Origin of the sequence: Hadarchaeum sp. (SeqCode) (assembly GCF_049969415.1) — an archaeon.
Lineage (GTDB): Archaea > Hadarchaeota > Hadarchaeia > Hadarchaeales > Hadarchaeaceae > Hadarchaeum.
The window spans coordinates 1-18,006 of the sequence record NZ_JBMFOX010000025.1; the positions used below are offsets into that span (position 1 = coordinate 1).

Sequence of the window (18,006 nt, forward strand, 5' to 3'; positions counted from 1 at the left end):
GCGTGATGGCGGTTAATCCCGACAGAAATTCCAGAGTAAACTTCCGTGGGGCTCTGGAGCTAATAAAATTTCTCGTTTCAGATCAGGGACAAAATTTGATTGCACAATTCGGGATAGATGAATATGGGGTGTCTCTCTTCAATCCGGCTGTAAGCATGCTAAAAAACACCTCAGATCCGGTATCGGAATGGATACGTCGCTATGCCTTCATAGATAAAAGCGAATGCCCGACCGAATTCAGATTTGGCCAGGAGGATCTTTACCAATGAGCGAGCAACTTTTGGACATCGTCCTCAGGTCCATTTGGATTTCAGGGACGGCGTTGCTTCTCTCACTAATTTGGAGTTTGCCTATCTCGTTTGCTCTGGGCCTGAAGAGATTCAGAGGAAGAGGAACAATCATCAGCTTCTTCAACGCCATGTTGGGTGTGCCAACGGTGGCCCTCGGTCTTTTTCTTTATCTGATATTCTCGCGCCGTGGTGCTCTAGGCATCCTCGGTATTCTCTACACCCCCACAGCAATCATCATTGGGCAAGCGGTGCTGATAACACCAATTCTTGTCAGCCTGCTCACCAATGCTATTGAATCTGTAGAACCAAAAATTAGGGACTTAGCCAGAACGCTGGGGGCTTCGGAATGCCAAGCTTCGCTTGCTGTCTTGAAAGAAGCGAGAAAAGGAGGCATTCTTGCTGGCATTTCCGCGTTTAATCGAGCCATCGCTGAACTGGGCATCGCATTAATGCTGGGTGGTAACATCCAAGGACTCACTCGCGTGATGACGACCCAAATTGCGCTGGGCGTGAATCGCGGTGAACTAATGCTCTCAATCGAAGCCACGGCGGTGCTCCTGATAATCGTCTTCTCCCTGACCCTCATCGCTAATCGCTTTCGGGGTGATTAGTTGGACGTCCACGTAAAACTGGAAAGGGTAACCCGGAAATACGATGGCATCACGGCACTTCGCGAGGTGACTTTGGAGGTCAAAAATGGCGAAATCCTGACGATAATTGGTCCTAACGGTGCCGGCAAAACAACGCTGCTGAGGGTCTTAGCCCTGCTGGACGAACCATCATCGGGAAAAGTTGTCTATCGAGGGCAAGCTGTAGGTGGCTCAAACATTTCCCAACTCAGAAAAAAGGTAACTATGGTCTTCCAGCGTGCCGTGCTACTAAACGAAACTGTTTTTGAAAACGTCGCTTACGGGTTGAAGCTGAGGGGTCTAAACAATGATGAAATTACTGAGAGGGTCAACGATGCTCTCAGCTCGGTGATGTTGAAGGGTTTCGGTCCCCGGATGGCAAAAAAACTTTCTGGCGGGGAGCAGCAGCGGGTAGTCCTAGCCAGAGCCCTAGCCCTGAATCCAGAATTACTTCTATTAGACGAGCCTACTGCCAACCTAGATCCAACCAACGCCGCCATCGTGGAAAGAATCATCGGGGGACTTCGGGGGAGAACCACGATTGTACTCGCCACCCACAATATCTTCCAGGCGAAGAGGATATCAGATCGGGTCGGCTGCCTGCTTGGGGGCGAGGTTATTGACGTCGACAAGCCAAAGAATATCTTCACCAAACCAAAAAACGAAATAATCAGAAAGTTCGTCCGTGGTGAGTTTTTCTAAATCGGTCCTCAACCTTTTAACCTGAAAAACGAAAGCTAAATTCAGGGCGCATTATGCAGGCGTTGGTTTATATAAGGACCGATCCCGGCAAAGCGCTAAAGTTGCTTGATGCCGTCAAGAAGGTTCAAGGGGTCCACGTGGCTTTTGCAACTACCGGAAGGTTCGACATCGTGGCCAGAATTGAGGCTACGGATTTGAAGGCACTGGGCGAAACCATCGTCAGCAAAATTCAGTCCTTACCCGGAGTAAGATATACTGAAACTTCACTAATTGTGGCCTGATCTATAAAGGATGAGGATAACGATGGCTGAACCGCGAACCAGAATTAGTTATCTTCCGATAAATTATCAAGGTAAGTAAATGGCAGAAATAGTATTTCTTGGCTCCGGCGGCGGAAGATTCCAGATGGTCGGTCAGTATTTCAAAACAGGTGGATTCAGGATTCACACCGGGGTAAACGTTCATGTTGATCCCGGACCGGGTGCTCTTCTGCTTACGCATCAGTATGGATTGAATCCCTTGGAACTCGACGGCATAGTCGTCACACACTCCCACCCAGATCATTACACCGATGCCGAAGTACTCATCGAAGCCATGACGAAGCACTCGACCAAAAAGAGGGGCGCCTTGGTCTGCAGCGAGAGCGTCATCAATGGCGTTGGCGACTATGGGCCTGCGGTGTCAAAATACCATCAACGTAAGCCCGAAAAACTGGCCATCCTTAATCCCGGGGAAAAATTTCGTCTGAACAATTTGGAGATGGAAGCGGTGAAGGCGAAACACAGCGATCCTACGACTTTCGGACTCATCTTACGCACGGATGAGGGGACTATTGGCTACACCAGCGACACGCAATATTTTGAGGGAATCGCCAAATATTATGAAGGAGTGAGAATCCTCATCGCCAACGTTACACGACCGCTATCGATGAGGATACCTTGGCACCTTTGTTCCGATGATCTGATAAAAATGCTAACGGAAATTAAGCCCGAACTTGTCGTGATGATCCACATGGGCATGATGTTCTTGAAACACGAACCAAAAATGGAGGCAGCAAGGATAACTTCTGAAACTAACGTAGAGACGATTCCCGGGCAGGTTGGATTACGTGTAAATATGGGAAAGGAAATCAAAATAAATCGTCCGATACGACAACCCGTCTTAGAAGAGTTTGCCCGGCTCAAGTTGGAAATTTTTTCCGGGGCCGAATAACAGGACGAATAGGCGAACCCTACAAAACTAAACCCAAAATCTTTTATAAACCACGCAAAATGGTAAATGGTGGATATATGTCGGGACTAAAACTTGAGAAATCCCGCAAGTTATCTGAAAAATCTAAAAGAGTTCAAGCCGGCGGAACCGGCAGCACCCAACGGTTAAAAGTGATAACTGTTGACGGCACCACGATTTATATGGACCACGGCAAAGGTTCCAAGATTTATGACGTCGATGGTAATGAATACATCGATTACTATCTGGACTACGGGCCGCTGATAAACGGCCATGCCCACCCAGCTATTGTCAAGGCCATCAAAGAGCAGATTGAAAAGGGCACCATGTACGGAATAAATAACGAGCTTGAACTTACTCTCTGCGAGAAGCTTATCAAACACGTGCCCTGCGCGGAAATGGTCGGATTTCACAGCTCGGGCTCCGAAGCGGTACACACGGCAATCAGGCTGGCCCGAGCCTACACGGGTAAAACAAAGATCATAAAGTTCGAGGGACACTACCACGGTTGGTTCGATGATGTTAACATTTCCGCCTTCAGCCCGCCAAAGGGTCCTGAGGAATCCCCAGAACCTGTGCTCGCTGCACCGCTCTGCCAACCAAAAAGCGTTTTACAGAATATCATCGTCTTGCCTTGGAACAATGAGGAGGTTCTGGAAAAAACACTCAAAAAGCAAGGAAAGGAAATCGCGGGCGTTATCATGGAACCAATTGAGTTGGGTCATGGGATCCTTCCCAGAGAGGGATATATGAAAGCGGTGAGGGAGCTGACGGAAAGGTACAATGTCGTGTTGATTTTTGATGAGGTGAAGACTTTATTCCGTGTAGGCTTAGGTGGTGCCCAAGAATACTTTAAAGTGACCCCGGACCTCTTCGTTTGCTCAAAGGCCATGGGAGGAGGACTACCGATCAGCGCCTACGGCGGAAAAAGGGAAATAGTCGAGCTGATCTCACAAGGCAAGGTACCCGCCATGGGAACCTACAACGCCAACCCGCTCTCTCTATCTGGAGCCATAGCCAACATAGAGGTTCTAGAAAAGAACGGTGGTGAAGCCTACAAACGCATGTACCGGATTGGAGAAAAGCTGATGAAAGGGATTAGGGAAATATTCGAGGACCTGAATGTGAAAGCAATTGTGAAGGGTCTGCCCTGCCAGTTCGTCACCTGCTTTACAGAAATGTCAGCGGAGGAAATTAACAACTATCGGGCTTGGTCGAAGGCGATGAAATCGGCGCCGGAAAGGGGCGAAAAATTCCGGGTTGAGCTGCTCAAAAATGGAATCTTCAGCAGCTATCCCGACTGGCACCTATCCACCGTCCACAGCGACGAGGATGTAGAAAAAACATTAAAGGCGGTCGAAGAGTCGCTGAAAACTGCTGGTCTAAACGAGTAACCATTAAAAAAAGACAGACCGGGGACCTTATTTTAGCTAGCTCCCCGGCTGTCTGGGCAAAGTCTCCAATGACCTAAAAAATATGGATAGAGGTAAAAAGCAGCCCAAGAAAGGTGAGCTATAACAGTTGTTTTATATCAACTGGTTGAAAAAGTGTTGAAGGAATACCGCAGATAAAAGGAGAGGAGATCGATGGAAATACCTAAAGACTACGACCCGCTGAGCGTCGAGCCAAAATGGCAAAAATACTGGGAAAGATTAGGGATCCACCGCTTCAGGCGCGATGACTATCAAAGTCCTACTTATGTCATCGATACACCGCCGCCGTATCCCAGCGGGGAATTCCACATGGGCACGGCGCTGAACTGGACCTATTTCGACATCGTAGCCAGATACAAACGCATGCGCGGCTTTAATGTACTTTTTCCCCAAGGTTGGGACTGTCACGGCCTGCCCACCGAGGTTCAGGTAGAAAAAAAGTACGGCATCAGAAAGGGCGATCTCCCTCCGGACAAGTTTCGAGAACTTTGCGTAAAGCTGACCACCGAGAACATCGCCCACATGAAGGAGGAGATGAACTCCTTCGGCTTTTCCATCGACTGGTCCACCGAGTACCGGACCATGGACCCCAGCTATTACGGCAAGACCCAGCTTTCCTTTGTTCAACTTTACAAAAAGGGGCTTATCTACCGCGGTGAACATCCAGTCAACTGGTGCCCGAGATGTGAAACGGCCATCGCCGACGCCGAGGTTGAATATCAGGAGAAAATGACCACCCTTTACTATATCAAGTTCAAGATGGCTGACAACAAAGAAACTTTGCTTATCGCCACCACCAGGCCCGAGTATCTGCCTGCCTGCGTGGCCGTGGCCGTTCATCCCGAAGACCAAAGATATCGAGAATATGTTGGGAAAAAGCTAGAGGTTCCACCACTCGGACGCTCGGTAGAAATAATAGAAGATGGGGAGGTCGATCCCAACTTCGGCACTGGAGTGGTGATGATCTGCACCTTCGGAGACAAGACCGACGTGAGATGGGTGAAACGTTACAAGCTACCCGTTATCAACCTCATCGATGAGAAAGGCAGGATGACCGATTCTGCTGGAAAATACTCAGGAATAACAATAGATGAGGCCCGGCGATCGATTGTCGAGGATCTGCGCGCGGCAAGGTTGATAGAAAAAATGGTAGATTTTCCACATACGGTTGGCTCCTGCTGGCGCTGCAAGACCCCGGTGGAAATTCTGAACAAGCCTCAGTGGTTCATGAACGTCCTCTCCCTTAACGAACGTGCCATCGAAGAGGCGAAGAAAATCCGCTGGATTCCGGAATACATGATCACCAGATTCATCGACTGGGTAAAATCAATGGACTGGGACTGGGTTATTTCACGGCAACGGATCTTCGCGACCCCGATTCCGGCTTGGTACTGCACCAGTTGCAAACAGCCAATCGTGGCGGATGAAAATCAATTGCCGGTGAATCCGGCTAAAGATCCCCCGCCCGTAAAAAGTTGTCCTAACTGCGGCAACCCAAAATTTGAACCAGAACGGGATGTCCTCGACACATGGATGGACAGCTCGATAACAATTGCTGTCCACGCTGGCTGGCCTGATCTAAATCCAAGGCTTTTCCCAGCCGACCTCCAGCCTAACGGTACCGATATCATCAGGACCTGGGACTACTATCTGATGGTCCGTCACCTAGCCCTTCTTGACCGGGCTCCCTACAGAGCTGTGCTAATCAACGGAATGGTGCTCGGCTCGGATGGCAGGGCGATGCACAAGTCGCTCGGTAACTATGTGGATAGCAGCACGGCCCGCGATAAATATGGGGCTGACGCCTTGCGGCAGTGGGCGGCAATCGGAGCCTCCACAGGCGCCGACATTCCATTCAGCTGGAAGGACGTGGAGTTCGGCTATCGGTTCCTGAGAAAGTTCTGGAACGCAATTAGATTCGCCAGCCCCCATCTGAAGCCGGAAATTTTCCAAAGGAACAAGGACGAGATCAAAATGCGTCCGGTCGATCGCTGGCTGCTAAGCCGGCTGAACAGGCTGATTAAAAACGTCACCGGATGGCTCGAGGACTTCCAGTTCAACCGGGCGCTTAGCGAGATCCACAACTTCGTCTGGCACGAACTCTGCGACATGTACATCGAGGAAGTAAAGCACAGGCTCTACGGAAACGATCAAACATCGGAAGGGGCTGCGTTCACCCTCTGCCACGTCATGCTGACTGCGACGAAGCTACTCGCTCCGTTCGTCCCTCACTTTGCCGAAGAGGTCTACCAAACCTTTTTCACCAGCTTTGAGAAGCAACCCAGCATCCACACCACCAAATGGCCTGAACCGGACGAATCCGCCATAGACGAATCGGCGGAAAGGCTCGGAGAAATCGTCAACAGTGTGGTCAGCGCCCTAAGGCAGTTTAAATCAACCAGAAAAATGCCGCTCAACACCGAGCTACCCGAACTTATAATTTACACCCCCGTCCCAGAGCTGGCCAAAAATCTGGAGATAATTGCCGACGACATCGCGGGAACGATGCAGGTGAGAGAGATTAAGATAACATCAGAAAAACCAGAACTTGAGGAGCGCCTGATCTGTGTGGAGCCCAACTTCGCCAAACTGGGATCTCGGCTACGCGGCGATTTAAAGGCCGTCGTCGAGTCCCTGCAAAAGGCCAAGCCAGAAGAGCTAGCCAGCCAGCTAAAGAAGGGCAAAATCACCGTAAAAACGACTGGCCGGGAGATTGAGCTCAGCATTGATGAACTGAAAATAACTAGGGAAACGGTAAGAAAGGGTCACCGGGTGGAAGTCATTGACCTAACTGAACCAGCGCTGACACTTCTGGTGCCGCTAGGTATGTGGGAAAAAAATTGAGGTAACGATGACAAAAATCAACAGGATGACGAAGATCAGTAGCATTATCATCCTAGACCTTTTCATGCTCTTCTGCTGCCGGTTCAAAATCTCCTCACAGGAAAGAGAACAGACCGTCTTGTCCGGGTCGGTCGGCTTCCCGCAGACCACGCAGTGCCTGTGATCCTCCACCATTAGCTCACCTAGCAATTAAAGTCCCGGTATGCTTGGCACCATTTAAGATTTCCGGTAACCGGGGTATCTCGTGTTTGCCTAGGACAATTGTCTTGATGTTACTCCTCTGGATGATCTTCACCGCTACCGGATCCATGATTGTTTTCATCCCGGGCTTGAACTCGGTCCCTACTAGCTTCGCCAGCTCATCGGGAGTAATCCGATCCAGCTTCTTGGCGTTGGGGTCCAGCTTGGGGTCCGCGGTATAAACACCATCTACATTCGTGAAGAAAATCAAGAGCTCCGATTTACTGACCTGAGCGAGCATCGCCGCCACCGCGTCTGTGGTCTGACCCGGTGTTGTCCCGCCCATGATCGGAACTTTGCCCCTGAGCATTGCCCGGACCGCCTTCTCGAAGACGGTGGCTGGCGTCGGATCAGCGATGTCTCCCAGCGCCGCAATCAGCAGCTGGGCGTTCAACCTCGTGGCAGCTATCCCGATCTGATCCTGGTCCACGCCGGGAATGCCGAGCTCTCGCGCCGCATTTATGTACACCCGGGCCAACTCCCCCCCTCCAACCACGATTAAAACTTCATGGTTGCGGGACTTTAGCTCACGGACGGTCCTAACGATGTCCCGGATGCAGTCGAGATCGGGATTGCCGGGAACTAAGATTGAGCCACCGAAGCAGATCGTTATTCTCATAGGACCCTCCATTATTTTTTACCTCATACTATTAATGCTCGCGGTTAAAAATTATCCGGGCGAGGCAAATGACTGCGGAGAGCAAATCCCTATACCAGTTCAAGAGGATGCTGGAAGAGCTCGAAGGCATGCGCGGCCGAGGCACGGAACTGATCTCCGTCTACATCACACCGGACACGGATCTGGCCAAGGTCATGCAGCAGCTGAGGGATGAGCAGGGTACCGCCTCCAACATCAAGTCAAAGACCACGCGCAAAAACGTGCTGGCGGCCCTAGAGCGGATAATCCAGTTCCTTCGCAGCTACATGGAAAAAAACAGAAAACCGCCGCCTCACGGGATGGCTATCTTCTGCGGCAATGTCGCGGGCAGGGACGACGTCGCCGACATCCAGCTTTACTGGATTGAACCGCCCGAGCCGGTTACGGTAAGGATGTACCGCTGTGATCAGGAGTTCGTGCTGGAGCCGCTCAAGGAGATGCTGCAAATCAAGGAGACCATCGGACTCCTCGTTATGGATAGGAGGGAGGCCACCTTCGCCACGCTAAGGGGCAAGCACATAGACATCCTGAGAAAACTGACCTCAGCTGTTCCGGGAAAGCATAGCAAGGGCGGTCAATCGTCGCGGCGTTTTGAGCGGCTGATCGAGATTGCGGCCCACGAATATGCCAAACGAGTCGCCGAAACGGCCAATGAAATCTTCCCCCAGATTCCGGATCTCCGGGCCATCATCGTTGGCGGACCGGGACCGACCAAGGAGGACTTCCTGAACAGCGGTCTTCTCCATGATTCAGTACAAAAGAAGATTGCCGGAGTTGTGGACACCGGTTATACCGATGAACAGGGCATTAAGGAGCTGGTGAATAAAGCTGGCGAAATTCTGGCCGACCTAGAAATTCTGAAGGAAAAATCACTGATGCAGCGGTTCATGGAGGAACTCGTCGCTGGGAAGGGCCTTGTCGCCTACGGTGAGGGCGAAATAAGGCGCGCGCTGGAGCAGGGCACCGTGGAGCTGCTGCTGGTTTCGGAGGGTTTAAGAAAGCTGCGGGTTACCATCAGATGTCAGGCATGTGGAGAAACCTTTCACGAAATCATCGACAATCTGGCTCACTATCAAAAACAGCTGCCGGAAAAAAGCTGCCCCAAGTGCGGTGAAGCCAAGCTCACCGTGGTCGAGAGCCGTGATGTCGTCCAAGAACTGCTCGAGCTGGCGGAAAAGTTCAACACCAGGGTGGAATTCATCTCCACCGAGACCGACGAGGGCAAACAGCTATTAACTGCTTTTAAGGGGCTTGCGGCAATCCTGAGGTTCAGACCGACCCAAGCATAGTGGCTTTTCTTCAAAAACACGGTAAACAAACGATGCCAATTCTTCGGGGTAGGTTGCGCTGGGCCTATAGCTCCGATATCCATTTCATGTCATCTTGGTCGGCGCCCAAAGCCAGAAGTTGGGCCCGGGATTTGAAAAAAGTCTCCTGATATTCGGCCTCTGGAACGGACTGAGAAACAATTCCGGCACCAACGGGGACGAATGCCTTGCCTCCGTTGATTAAAATCGACCTGACAATAATCCCCATGTCCAAGCTGCCGGAATTGCTCACGTATCCAAAGGAACCTGCATAGACTCCTCTAGCGTCAGGCTCAATTTCATCTATTACCTCCATCGCCCTCCGCTTGGGCACGCCTGCTATCGTGGCCGAGGGAAATGTGGCTTTCAGCAGATTGAATTTGTCCTCGGTTTTTCCTGTTATCCTTGAAACCAGATGCTGGAAAAACGGAAATTTCTTGACCCTCAATCTCTCTCGCACGATCACACGACTGCAAACCGATTTAAACTCGGCGACACATTCGCCCAGCAACATGGCATGTTCGGACCTCTCCTTGGGGCTGTTTCTCAGCTCTTGCTCCAACTTCCTATCTTCAACGGGATTAGTGCCTCGTCTCCTCGTTGAGGCCACCGGACGGCTTTCCGCAAAATTACCGTGGACGGTAAGGAAGTTTTCCGGAGAGGAACCCAAAATGACGCGGCCGCCCGTTTGAAGGTAGAAAATGTAGGGGCAGGGGTTAAGTCTTCTGAGCTTGAAGAAGTAAGAAAGAGGATCGCTAGACCTACAAGACAACCTTCTCGAAATAATGGCCTGCCTGATTTCGCCCCGAGAAATGCACGATTTTGCCTCGGCCACCATTTTCAGGTACTCCGCCTTTTTAACGTTCACGGAAACCTCTGAAAAGCGGGGTTCCTTAGGCGGTTTTGGCTCGGGAAGCTCCAGCATGGACTCTGCCTCCTCAATCGCGCGAGAATACACCTTTTTTGGCTCGTCATCTACTCGCGCGCAGTAAACTGCCTTCAGCTTGCCCCGGCTGGTCTCGTAGAAGCGACTTACTCGCAGGAAAAGCGCGTAGGGTAGAGAAACCGGGTCCGGTTCCTTCCATTCCATCTTTAACTCTGGTCTTGCAGAATCGTACCCCAAATACCCCACTATTCCGCCGCTGAAACCGGTTAATGAAGAAGGGGCGATGTTACCCTCCAACAATTTTGAAATGATGCTAAAAGGGCTTTCCCCTTGATCCGAGGCCACTATTTCCTCGGCCTGACCGAATATCGATTTTCCATCCCTCTCAAAGGCGAAGCACGGCTGCCGCATTGAGTAAAGGGAAAGAACTGGATCAAATTTTACACCAACTTCAATACTTACTGGGATTACACTGTAATTCTTTGAAAGCTTGACGAAAGAACGTCGATTTGGAAAAACTTTTTTAATCATTGCACCACTAAGTGCCGAATTTCCACGAGGCCGAGTACTCGATTTGCTCTTTGGTGGGCTTTTCGATTTTGATTCCCATCGAGCGCAGCTTTAATTCGGCCACCCTGCGGTCAACCTCAGGAGGCACCTCATAGACTCCTGGAGCCAAATTCTTCCCCGTCCGCGCCAGGTGAACCACGCTCAAGGCCTGCAAAGCGAAGCTCATGTCCATGATCTCCATCGGGTGGCCGAGCGATCGCTTTCCCGCTAGATTGACCAAGCGACCCTCCGCGAGCAGATATAGTCGGCGCCCGTCCTTCAGTCGGAACTCCTGAACATCTTCAATGATTTCCCTCTTGTTCACGGCCAACTTCCTGAGCCCCTCCAAATCTATCTCAACGTTGAAATGGCCGGAGTTACATAAAATCGCGCCGTCCTTCATCAGCCGCATATGCTCCGCCCGAATAACCTTGAACCCACCGGTGGCGGTGATGAAAAGATCCCCCCACTTCGCCGCTTCCTCCATCGGGCCGATCAAGAACCCATCCATCGCGGCCTCAAGCGCTTTTACCGGGTCGGTTTCAACAACCATGACCAGGGCACCCAAGCCCTTTGCCCGGGAGGCAATTCCTCGGCCCACGTATCCGTAGCCCACGACGACCACGTGTTTTCCCGCGATGAGGGTGTTGGTCATTCCGGTTATGGCCTGAAAGGTCGATTCCGCGGTGCCAAATCTGTTGTCAAAAAATCTCTTGGAGGGGCTATCGTTGACCGCTATCACTGGAAACTTCAAAACTCCCTTCGCCGCCATTATCCTCAGCCGGTTAACCCCGGTCGTGGTCTCCTCCGAGGCCCCAATCACGTCATCAAGAATTTCCCGGCGACGGGTGTGCACGGCCGTGATCAGATCGGCGCCATCGTCGATCAAAATCTGCGGCCTGAGATCAAGCACCTTGTTGAGATTGGCATAGTAATCCTTGGTACTCTCGCCCCGCCAAGCATACACGTGCACTCCCTCCTTCGCCAACGCGGCTGCCACCTCGTCCCGGGTGGACAGAGGATTGCAGCTGGTTATCGCCACCTTGGCTCCGGCGGCCACCAAAGTTCTGACCAGCACGCCCGTCTTGGCCTCGGTATGCAAGGCAGCGCCAATGGTAATCCCTTGGAGAGGCTTGGTCCGAGAAAGCTCCCGGCGAATTTCGGCCAGTACCAGCATGTGGCTCTCCGCCCATTCCATCATCCGCCGGCCCTCTGCGGCAAGCCCTATGTCCTTGACTTTATAACTCACTTATTTCCACCCGCCCTTGAGACCAAATCATCAGAGGTTCTCTGCGCCAGCTCTAAAACCTTCTCCTCGTCGAGCGTGAGCACTTTCCCTCCCTCCATTAATATCTTTCCGTCAACGATGACCGTGTCAACGTCGCCACCGTTGGCACTGTAGACGAGATGGGAGACGACATCGTACATTGGGGTGAGGTGTGATCTCTTCAGGTCGACCGTAATCAAATCGGCCCTTTTACCCACTTCCACTGAACCTATCTCGTTGCTAAGGCCCAGTGCCGTGGCCCCGTTGATAGTCGCCATTTCCAAAGCCTTCATCGCCGGCATTGTGGTGGGATCTAGCTTGCGCACCTTGCCCAGAAGCGCCGCCAATTTCATCTCTTTGAACATGTCGAGGGAATTGTTGGAAGCGGCTCCGTCCGTTCCAAGGGCCACCGGAATGCCTGCGGACAGCATTTCCGGAACCGGGGCAATGCCGGAGCCCATCTTTAAATTACTCGCGGGATTATGAACCGGCTTGACTTCCTTCGTTCTGAGCATTTCAATCTCCTTTTCCGTCAGCCAAACGCAGTGGGCGGCTAAGACCTCTGGGCCAAGAAAACCTATGGAGTCTAGATATTCAACCGGTCGTTTGCCGTAATTTTCAACCGTTAGTTTTACCTCCTCGCGGCTCTCCGCAACGTGAATGTGGATACCGACCCCAAACCGCTTGGCCAGCTCCTTGACTTTAAGCAGGCATTCAGTGGAGCAGGTGTAAGGTGCGTGCGGGCCAAACATCGTCAGTATCCTGCCCTGCGCCTTTCCCTGAAATGATTTCACAAAGCTCCGACCAATCCTTATTTCTTCCTTCATCTTCTGCCGATTGCCACGGTCAATCATACCATAGGACAACACCCCGCGAAGACCCGCTTTTTTCACCGCCCGGGCGACCTGATCCATGTGGAAGTAGTTATCGGCAAAGCAGGTGGTGCCAGACTTTATCATTTCGAGAGAGCCAAGCAGGGAGCCCACATAGCAGTCGCGCGGCCTCATCATTTTTTCCATGGGCCAAATTTTTTCTGAAAGCCACTTGTCCAAAGGCATGTCGTCGGCATATCCGCGCAACAGGGCCATGGCTAAGTGAGTGTGTCCGTTAATTAACCCGGGCAGGATTGCCTTCCCACGGGCATCGATTACCTTGTCCGCCTTCTCCCCAATTTCCTCGCCAACCGCAACAATCCTGTCGCCATCAATGGCAACCGAACCTTGTTTGATCACCCGGCGGTTGGGATCCATCGTGACCAAAATGCCGCCACGGACCAAGATGTCGACCAATCTTCCACCTAACCCCTGAGCGCCTTCGCAATGGTGCGTCCGAACTCACGAGCTGCTGTTGGACCATTGGCGGTAATCACGTTGCCGTCGACCACAACTGGTTTTTCTTGATAGATGGCACCGCCGCTCACAATTTTGTCAACATACTCCCCAGGAAAGACCGTGGCCCGCTTGCCCCTGAGCACTCCGGCATTGGCCAAGATCACCGGGGCGATGCAGATAGCGCCGACCTTCTTTCCCTTTTTGAAGGCCTCGGCAGCTATCGCGAGGGCCTTCTTGTCCTTAAAGTAAGCTGCCGATCCCGAACCACCGACAAAGATTATCACATCTTGATCATCGACCTTTACTTGGTCAAGTGTTATATCTGGGATAACCTTAGCCCCCAACATACCTCGAGCTTCACCCCTCTTGGAACTAGCCACCGTAGTGGCCATACCGGCGCGCTCCAGCTCCTCTTTGGTATGGAAGAGTTCCTCGTCCCGAAAGTTCTCAGGGGCGATTATCAGCAGTGCCCTTTTCGACAAAACAATCACCATGATAAATTGCCCCAGATGTTTAAAATAAGTGCCTCGGACATGTTTCCTGAAGATGTTTTCTGAGGATGCCGCCGCCAAGCCAAAGCATCTAAAATTTAAATCAAACAAGACCAAGTGAGAAGGGTGGGAAAATAGCCAAATTCTACATCACCACACCAATCTACTACATCAACTCGGTGCCCCACATCGGCCATGCCTACACCACCGTGGTAGCCGACGCCCTCGCCCGCTGGCACCGGCTGCGCGGCGACGACGTCTTCTTCTTAACCGGTCTGGACGAAAACTCCGCGAAGACGCTGGAAGCAGCCAAAGAAAAGGGCTTCAAGGATATCCAGGCCTACGCTGACTCCATGGCTAACCTGTGGCAGAGCACTTGGAAGATACTGAACATTAGCAACGATGATTTCGTCAGGACTACCCAAGAAAGGCACCGCAAAAATGTTATCGAGCTCTTTGAACGCATCCGGGCCCGCGGCGATATTTACAAGGGAACCTACGAGGGACTCTATTGTGAGGGTTGCGAGGGGTATTACACCGAGGCCGAGCTTGTCGACGGAAAGTGCCCGCTACACCTAACCAAGCCAAAGTTGCTCAAAGAGGAGAACTACTTCTTCCGGCTGTCCAAGTACGCTGATGCTCTGCTGAAGCACATCGAAGAAAACCCTGAATTCATTCAGCCGGAGGCCCGTCGGAATGAGGTCATCAACTTTATCAAGCAAGGTTTGAAGGACATCAGCATCACACGCCAGAACCAGCACTGGGGAATAGATGTGCCGGGTGAACCGGGGCAGAAGATTTGGGTCTGGTTCGATGCTCTGACCAACTACCTACTGCCCAAGCAGTATTGGCCGGCAGATGTACATATCATCGCCAAGGACATCCTCAGGTTCCACTGCGTCATCTGGCCGAGCATGCTACTATCCGCGGGAATTGAGTTACCGAAGAAGATCTTCGCCCACGGCTTTCTCACCGTCGAGGGGCAGAAAATCAGCAAATCGCTGGGCAACGTGATTGATCCCGTATATCTCGTGGAAAAGTACTCGGCGGACGTCGTCAGATACTTTCTCATCCGGGAGGTATCCTTCGGCCAAGACGGAAACTTCTCCGAGGCCGGCCTAGAAGCCAGGTTAAACGACGAGCTGGCTGATGTCCTCGGCAACTTCGTCCACCGTGTGCTCACGTTTATCCGGGATCGATATGGCTCCAGACTGCCAAACGGAAAGATTGATGGAAAGATTGAGGGGGAAATCAAAAAACGTGTGGAAAGAATAGAACAAATGCTGCTGGAACTTAAGGTTTCTCAAGCACTCGAGGAGATAATGGCGATTGCTCGGCGGGGAAACGAGTATTTCCAAGCTTGCCGGCCTTGGGAAGCGCTGAAGCGGGAAAAGGAAAAGGCCGCCGAATGCATCCTAACCTGTGCTAACTTGGTAAAAATTTTATGTGTGGCCTTAACCCCATTCATGCCATCCACCGCAGCCAAGCTTGCCCACCAGCTGGCTGTAGAAGTGAAAAGTTGGGAACAGGCCAAGTCTTTTGACCTAGGTCCAGAACATCAAATAGGTGAACCCGTGGCACTCTTCGCTAAGATTAAGTCCAGCGGTGAAGAAAAACGAGAGGGCAAATTGATTTCCATCGATGAATTCGGGAAGCTTGACATCCGGGTGGGGCGGGTTATCGCTGCCGAAATGATCCCAAAGTCGAAGAAGCTGATTAAGCTAGAAGCTGATCTCGGCAAGGAAAGACGGACCATCGTGGCCGGTATAGCGGAAAAATACTCGCCCGAGTCTCTGGTGGGGAAAAACATCGCTGTGGTGGCAAACCTCGAGCCCGCAAAGTTGATGGGTGTTGTCTCAGAAGGGATGCTTCTGGCCGCCGAGGACGAAAATGGTGTCTCCATCCTCGTGACCGACCGGCCAGTTCAACCGGGCTCGAAGGTGAGATAGTTGCTGCGGCTCGACCTTCACGTGCACACCAAATATTCCTACGACTGCCGCTGCCCGGTTGAAAGGGCCGTCGAAATCGCCAAGACAAAAGGTCTGAACGGAATAGCAATTACCGACCATGACAGCATCTCCGGGCATCGGGCTGCCAAAAAAATGAGCAAAAACGGTTTCGTAGTGCTGCCCGGTGTGGAGATCTCCAGCGCTCAAGGACACATCGTCGGGCTGGGAATCGAAGAATCAATCCCTAAAGGGCTGCCAGCGGCGGATACCGTCGAATTGATTCGAGAGCAGGGAGGAATAGCCATTGCCGCCCATCCATTTGCTCCTGGAAGGCGTCCGGAACTTGTCTATAAAGCGAAATTCGATGCGATCGAAGGTCTTAACTCGCGGGCCATCCTCCTGAGCAATCCTCTTGCCCAGAGATTCGCACAAAAAAACGGGCTGGCGATGGTGGCGGGATCCGATGCCCACCGCTGCGACGACGTTGGAATGGCATACACGATTGTTGACTGCGAGCCAAATCCCGACTCAATCTTGGAAAAAATAAAGGAGGGGGGGACATCGATAGCAGGACGGACCATCCCCTTGCCAAGCTTCATGTGGAGGGTTCTCCAGAAGGCCCTCCAGCGAAGAGATGAGCGCTAGGCGGGAGGACTTTTAGGAAGTGCCTCCCGCCTTCACCCTTTTGGAGGCTGGACCGAGGAGGTAGGGTGACCGTGATCTCACTTCTCTTTAGCATACTCCATGAGGGTCTTCGCCTTTTCGAGGTAGGTCATGGTCCAATCGTGGACCATCTTGCGGATTACCTCGCTGCGATTTGTCCCATATCCCGACTTTATCAGGTCATCGATGATCTTGAGGTAGATGCCGTCAACGAAGACACGCACCTCACCCTTCTTATCGGCCATGATCAGGACCTCCGATAGAATGGATCAGAGGCAGCAAGTTTTGTCCGATTCAACAGGGTTTCTGCTAAGTCAGAGCTAGCTCTTCCCGAAAAACTTCCAGCCACGTTTTTCAGCATCCACCTGCCTCCCTTTCACCATCCAGCTACAATCCAGTTATATGACAGTTGGGATAGTATTTAAAGGTTGTGGCGAATTTTTGATTTGCTCAGGAAACGAATTTGGTAAAAAATCTTGCCAGGACTTGAGCACCATTCCGTGGGCATAGTTTGAAAAATACCGAACTTAATTACACAATTTTCGAGCTAAAATCCGCAAACGTAAAATTGCCGTCGAATACTTACATATTGGGGTTGTTATGGAGGGTTCACCTAGGATTAAGATATTGGGAATAGTTGGCAGCCCGAGGATCGGCGGAAACACGGAAATCTTGGTCAACGAAACCCTGAAGGCGGCTGCCGATGAAGGAGCCACCACCGAACTGGTACGGCTCCACGGGAAGGAAATAAAGCCATGCGATGGCTGCCGCTCTTGTCGGAAAACCAAGGAGTGCTGGATAAATGACGACTTCAAACCCGTCTTCGACAAGATGGTTGAGGCGGACGGCATCATCATTGGCTCCCCTGTCTACTTCAGCTCCGCGACGCCACAGGTAAAGGCCATCATCGACCGCGCCGGCTATCTCTCCATCGCCAAGGGCAGAGTTTTTGAGAACAAGGTCGGCGGGGCGCTGGTGGTGGCGCGGAGGGCCGGCCACAACTTCACCCTTGCCGAGCTGCTGTTCTTCTTTCTCCACCAGGGCATGATCATCCCGGGCTCGAGCTACTGGAACGTGGCCTTTGGGAGGGAGCCGGGAGGGGTGCTAAAGGACGAGGAGGGACTGGAAACCGCGAGAAACTTTGGTAGAAAGATGGTCTGGATCATCAAGAGGATAAAAGGTTTGGGTTGAGCGAAAGAACTGGCCTAATCGATTTTGACCGGGATTATCTTTCGGTTCTTGACGTCCACCAAGCCCTTGTCGGTCAAGCCGAGTTCAGGGACCGTTGGCAGCGAGATAAACGACAGCGTCATGAAAGGCGCATTAAGCTTACAGCCCAGCTTTCTGGTAGCAAGATTTAACCTCTCCAACTTGTCAGTAACGACTTCAGGTGAAAGCGTGCTCATCAGTCCGGCCACTGGGAGCTCAAGCCTTTCCAGAACCCGGCCCCGGCTTACCGCCACCAGACCGCCACGCATCCGCCTAAGCTCGTTGACGGCTTTGGCCATGTCAACCTCGCTGGCACCAACGACAACGA

18 protein-coding genes and 1 pseudogene are annotated in these 18,006 nt (G+C 51.9%); 11 read left to right on the forward strand and 8 right to left on the reverse strand.

All coding sequences use genetic code 11. The features are described 5' to 3' along the window. From ACP5PX_RS05920 to ACP5PX_RS05950, 7 genes and pseudogenes are all read left to right on the forward strand, one after another. Positions 1-269 (forward strand): annotated as a pseudogene (locus ACP5PX_RS05920) (substrate-binding domain-containing protein); the annotation flags it as partial. Then, a complete protein-coding gene (locus ACP5PX_RS05925) occupies positions 266-901 on the forward strand; it encodes an ABC transporter permease (RefSeq protein WP_428084930.1) in 636 nt (211 codons plus the stop codon). The pseudogene ACP5PX_RS05920 and the gene ACP5PX_RS05925, both read left to right, overlap by 4 nt. After that, entirely contained in the window at positions 902-1,621 is a 720-nt protein-coding gene (locus tag ACP5PX_RS05930; RefSeq protein ID WP_428084932.1) for a phosphate ABC transporter ATP-binding protein, read from the forward strand. Between the two features lie 53 nt (positions 1,622-1,674). Next, positions 1,675-1,902: an Lrp/AsnC ligand binding domain-containing protein gene (locus ACP5PX_RS05935; protein WP_428084934.1), complete on the forward strand. Its 228-nt coding sequence runs from the start codon at positions 1,675-1,677 to the stop codon at positions 1,900-1,902. 79 nt (positions 1,903-1,981) lie between these two features. Beyond that, positions 1,982-2,833: an MBL fold metallo-hydrolase gene (locus ACP5PX_RS05940; RefSeq protein WP_428084936.1), complete on the forward strand. Its 852-nt coding sequence runs from the start codon at positions 1,982-1,984 to the stop codon at positions 2,831-2,833. Between the two features lie 77 nt (positions 2,834-2,910). Beyond that, on the forward strand, positions 2,911-4,245 hold the full coding sequence (locus tag ACP5PX_RS05945) for an aspartate aminotransferase family protein (RefSeq protein WP_428084938.1): 1,335 nt from the start codon (positions 2,911-2,913) through the stop codon (positions 4,243-4,245). 192 nt (positions 4,246-4,437) lie between these two features. Then, entirely contained in the window at positions 4,438-7,128 is a 2,691-nt protein-coding gene (locus ACP5PX_RS05950) for a valine--tRNA ligase (RefSeq protein WP_428084940.1), read from the forward strand. Here the strand turns inward: ACP5PX_RS05950 and ACP5PX_RS05955 are convergent. Together ACP5PX_RS05955 and pyrH are read right to left on the reverse strand one after the other, a co-directional pair. Further along, positions 7,105-7,302 carry a DUF2116 family Zn-ribbon domain-containing protein gene (locus ACP5PX_RS05955; RefSeq protein WP_428084942.1) on the reverse strand — a complete coding sequence of 66 codons (198 nt, stop codon included), beginning with the start codon at positions 7,300-7,302 and terminating at the stop codon, positions 7,105-7,107. The two genes, ACP5PX_RS05950 and ACP5PX_RS05955, sit on opposite strands and share 24 nt — an antisense overlap. A gap of 4 nt (positions 7,303-7,306) precedes the next feature. After that, entirely contained in the window at positions 7,307-7,987 is a 681-nt protein-coding gene (gene pyrH / locus ACP5PX_RS05960) for a UMP kinase (RefSeq protein ID WP_428084944.1), read from the reverse strand. A 68-nt stretch (positions 7,988-8,055) separates the two neighbouring features. On the opposite strand from pyrH, the gene prf1 reads away from it, so the two are divergent. Further along, on the forward strand, positions 8,056-9,315 hold the full coding sequence (gene prf1, locus ACP5PX_RS05965) for a peptide chain release factor aRF-1 (RefSeq protein WP_428084946.1): 1,260 nt from the start codon (positions 8,056-8,058) through the stop codon (positions 9,313-9,315). A gap of 64 nt (positions 9,316-9,379) precedes the next feature. Here the strand turns inward: prf1 and ACP5PX_RS05970 are convergent, their stop codons facing one another. From ACP5PX_RS05970 to ACP5PX_RS05985, 4 genes are read right to left on the reverse strand one after another with little or no spacing between them, the layout of a single operon-like run. Then, a complete protein-coding gene (locus ACP5PX_RS05970) occupies positions 9,380-10,750 on the reverse strand; it encodes an anthranilate synthase component I family protein (RefSeq protein ID WP_428084948.1) in 1,371 nt (456 codons plus the stop codon). Positions 10,751-10,757: 7 nt separating this feature from the next. After that, positions 10,758-12,017: an adenosylhomocysteinase gene (locus ACP5PX_RS05975; RefSeq protein WP_428084950.1), complete on the reverse strand. Its 1,260-nt coding sequence runs from the start codon at positions 12,015-12,017 to the stop codon at positions 10,758-10,760. Further along, positions 12,014-13,324, reverse strand: coding sequence for an amidohydrolase family protein (locus ACP5PX_RS05980; protein WP_428084952.1), 1,311 nt, complete (start codon positions 13,322-13,324; stop codon positions 12,014-12,016). The genes ACP5PX_RS05975 and ACP5PX_RS05980 overlap by 4 nt, the downstream gene beginning before the upstream one ends. Positions 13,325-13,332: 8 nt before the next feature. Then, positions 13,333-13,848 carry a DJ-1/PfpI family protein gene (locus tag ACP5PX_RS05985; RefSeq protein ID WP_428084954.1) on the reverse strand — a complete coding sequence of 172 codons (516 nt, stop codon included), beginning with the start codon at positions 13,846-13,848 and terminating at the stop codon, positions 13,333-13,335. 143 nt (positions 13,849-13,991) lie between these two features. Here ACP5PX_RS05985 and metG point away from each other — a divergent pair, with 143 nt between their 5' ends. Beyond that, positions 13,992-15,806 carry a methionine--tRNA ligase gene (gene metG, locus ACP5PX_RS05990; protein WP_428084964.1) on the forward strand — a complete coding sequence of 605 codons (1,815 nt, stop codon included), beginning with the start codon at positions 13,992-13,994 and terminating at the stop codon, positions 15,804-15,806. Further along, on the forward strand, positions 15,807-16,451 hold the full coding sequence (locus tag ACP5PX_RS05995; protein WP_428084956.1) for a CehA/McbA family metallohydrolase: 645 nt from the start codon (positions 15,807-15,809) through the stop codon (positions 16,449-16,451). A gap of 77 nt (positions 16,452-16,528) precedes the next feature. Here the strand turns inward: ACP5PX_RS05995 and ACP5PX_RS06000 are convergent, their stop codons facing one another. Continuing rightward, a complete protein-coding gene (locus tag ACP5PX_RS06000; RefSeq protein WP_428084958.1) occupies positions 16,529-16,714 on the reverse strand; it encodes a ribbon-helix-helix domain-containing protein in 186 nt (61 codons plus the stop codon). A 355-nt stretch (positions 16,715-17,069) separates the two neighbouring features. On the opposite strand from ACP5PX_RS06000, the gene ACP5PX_RS06005 reads away from it, so the two are divergent. Beyond that, positions 17,070-17,660, forward strand: coding sequence for a flavodoxin family protein (locus ACP5PX_RS06005; RefSeq protein WP_428084960.1), 591 nt, complete (start codon positions 17,070-17,072; stop codon positions 17,658-17,660). A 14-nt stretch (positions 17,661-17,674) separates the two neighbouring features. Here ACP5PX_RS06005 and ACP5PX_RS06010 read toward each other — a convergent pair. Beyond that, positions 17,675-18,006, reverse strand: a 332-nt coding sequence (locus ACP5PX_RS06010) for an adenine deaminase C-terminal domain-containing protein (protein ID WP_428084962.1), incomplete at its 5' end; no start/stop codon positions are given.

What these genes read in the sequence shown, in the direction of transcription:
- ACP5PX_RS05925 (WP_428084930.1), top strand. Translation starts at nt 266, where the DNA reads ATGAGCGAGCAACTTTTGGACATCGTCCTCAGGTCCATTTGGATTTCA.
- ACP5PX_RS05935 (WP_428084934.1), top strand. Translation starts at nt 1,675, where the DNA reads ATGCAGGCGTTGGTTTATATAAGGACCGATCCCGGCAAAGCGCTAAAG.
- ACP5PX_RS05940 (WP_428084936.1), top strand. Translation starts at nt 1,982, where the DNA reads ATGGCAGAAATAGTATTTCTTGGCTCCGGCGGCGGAAGATTCCAGATG.
- ACP5PX_RS05945 (WP_428084938.1), top strand. Translation starts at nt 2,911, where the DNA reads ATGTCGGGACTAAAACTTGAGAAATCCCGCAAGTTATCTGAAAAATCT.
- ACP5PX_RS05950 (WP_428084940.1), top strand. Translation starts at nt 4,438, where the DNA reads ATGGAAATACCTAAAGACTACGACCCGCTGAGCGTCGAGCCAAAATGG.
- ACP5PX_RS05955 (WP_428084942.1), bottom strand. Translation starts at nt 7,302, where the DNA reads ATGGTGGAGGATCACAGGCACTGCGTGGTCTGCGGGAAGCCGACCGAC.
- pyrH (WP_428084944.1), bottom strand. Translation starts at nt 7,987, where the DNA reads ATGAGAATAACGATCTGCTTCGGTGGCTCAATCTTAGTTCCCGGCAAT.
- prf1 (WP_428084946.1), top strand. Translation starts at nt 8,056, where the DNA reads ATGACTGCGGAGAGCAAATCCCTATACCAGTTCAAGAGGATGCTGGAA.
- ACP5PX_RS05970 (WP_428084948.1), bottom strand. Translation starts at nt 10,750, where the DNA reads ATGATTAAAAAAGTTTTTCCAAATCGACGTTCTTTCGTCAAGCTTTCA.
- ACP5PX_RS06000 (WP_428084958.1), bottom strand. Translation starts at nt 16,714, where the DNA reads ATGGCCGATAAGAAGGGTGAGGTGCGTGTCTTCGTTGACGGCATCTAC.
- ACP5PX_RS06005 (WP_428084960.1), top strand. Translation starts at nt 17,070, where the DNA reads ATGGAGGGTTCACCTAGGATTAAGATATTGGGAATAGTTGGCAGCCCG.